At 67.9% G+C, this 1,923-nt stretch carries 1 protein-coding gene; it reads left to right on the top strand.

Features of this window, described 5'->3' with window-relative positions; genetic code table 11:
* Nucleotides 1–1,899, top strand: coding sequence for a 1-deoxy-D-xylulose-5-phosphate synthase (gene dxs, locus ACLF5H_RS30345; protein WP_421679201.1), 1,899 nt, complete (start codon nt 1–3; stop codon nt 1,897–1,899).
* Nucleotides 1,900–1,923: the final 24 nt, after the last annotated feature.

The raw sequence follows: 1,923 nt of genomic DNA on the forward strand, positions 1-1,923 counted from the left end.
ATGGGCGTTCTGGAGTCGATCCACGGGCCGCAGGACCTGAAGAAGCTCGAAGCCGGTGAGCTTGACACGCTGGCCGCGGAAATTCGCGAGTTCCTTGTCGAGGCCGTTTCCCGTACGGGTGGTCATCTGGGGCCGAATCTGGGTGTCGTCGAGCTGACCATCGCGTTGCACCGGGTCTTCGAGTCGCCGAGGGACAGCATCGTCTTCGATGTCGGTCATCAGACGTATGTGCACAAGTTGCTGACCGGGCGTCAGGACTTCTCGAAGCTGCGTCAGGAGGGTGGCCTGTCGGGTTATCCGAGCCGGGCCGAGTCGCCGCACGACATCGTGGAGAACCAGCATGCGTCCGCGGCGCTGAGCTGGGCCGACGGTATCGCCAAGGCCGACCGGCTGGCGGGGCGGCGGGATCGTTCGGTGGTCGCGGTGGTGGGGGACGGCGCGCTCACCGGGGGGATGACGTGGGAGGCGCTGAACAACATCGCCGCCGACAAGACGCTGCCTCTGGTGATCGTGGTCAACGACAACGGTCACTCCTACAATCCCACCATCGGTGGTCTCGCGAGTCATCTGGCGGCTCTGCGTACCACGGACGGCTATGAGCAGTTCCTGGAGCGTACGAAGGCTGTTCTGGACCGTACGCCGGTCGTGGGCCGTTCGGTCTATGAGGCGTTGCACGGTGCGAAGAAGGGGTTGAAGGACTTCATCGCGCCGCAGGGCATGTTCGAGGACCTGGGGCTGAAGTATGTCGGGCCGATCGACGGTCATGACATCGGGGCGCTGGAGTCGGCGCTGGTGCGGGCGAAGCGGTTCGGTGGTCCGGTGATCGTGCACTGCATCACGGAGAAGGGCCGCGGTTACAGTTTCGCCGAGGAGTCCGACGAGCGTTTCCACCAGGTCAAGGTGATCGATCCGGACACGGGCAAGCCGGTGTCGGTGGCGGGGCAGGACTGGACCGGGGTGTTCGGTGAGGAACTGGTCCGGCTGGGTGCCGAGCGTCCGGACATCGTGGCGATCACGGCGGCGATGCGGGGTTCGACGGGGCTTGCGCCCTTCGCGGAGCGGTTCCCGGAGCGTTTCTTCGACGTCGGTATCGCCGAGCAGCATGCCGCGGCTTCCGCGGCGGGTCTGGCCACGGCGGGGCTGCACCCGGTCGTCGCCGTCTACGCCACTTTCCTCAACCGCTGCTTCGACCAGCTTCTGATGGATGTGGCCCTGCATCGCTGTGCGGTGACGTTCATGCTGGATCGTGCGGGCATCACGGGTGTGGACGGGGCGTCTCACAACGGTATGTGGGACATGGCCGTCCTCCAGGTCGTGCCGGGTCTGCGTATCGCCGCGCCGCGTGACGCGAGTCAGTTGCGTGCGCAGTTGCGGGAGGCGGTGGGGGTGGCGGACGGGCCGACGGTGGTGCGGTATTCCAAGGGCACGGTGGGTCCGGAGGTGGCCGCTGTGGGCGCGGTGGGGGGCATGGATGTGCTCCGGGGTTCCGCGGGTGAGGGTGCGGATGTGCTCATCGTGTCGGTGGGGGCGCTGGCGCCGATGTGTCTGGAGGTCGCGGACCGGCTTGCGGAGCAGGGGATCGGTGCCACGGTGGTGGATCCGCGGTGGGTCAAGCCGGTGAACGAGGCGCTGCCGGGTGTCGCGGCCCGGCACCGGCTCGTGGTCACGGTCGAGGACGGGGTGCGGGCGGGTGGGGTCGGCTCCGCCGTCGCCCAGGCCCTGCGGGACGCCGAAGTGGATGTCCCGGTGCGGGACTTCGGTGTTCCCGTCGAGTTCCTCGATCATGCCGAGCGTTCCCGGGTGCTCGCGCGTGTGGGTCTGACGGCCGCGGACATCGCCCGCCGTGTCTCGGGTGTCTTCGCCGGTCTGGGCCGCGACGAGATGGTCTTCCCGGGCTGAGCGGCGGCACGGCCGTCCATATGA

Source organism: Streptomyces sp. LaBMicrA B280, from assembly GCF_049222185.1.
Classification (GTDB): Bacteria; Actinomycetota; Actinomycetes; order Streptomycetales; family Streptomycetaceae; genus Streptomyces; species Streptomyces murinus.

Bases quoted from the DNA above. Each gene is read 5' to 3' on its own strand.
- dxs (WP_421679201.1), top strand. From the start codon at position 1: ATGGGCGTTCTGGAGTCGATCCACGGGCCGCAGGACCTGAAGAAGCTC.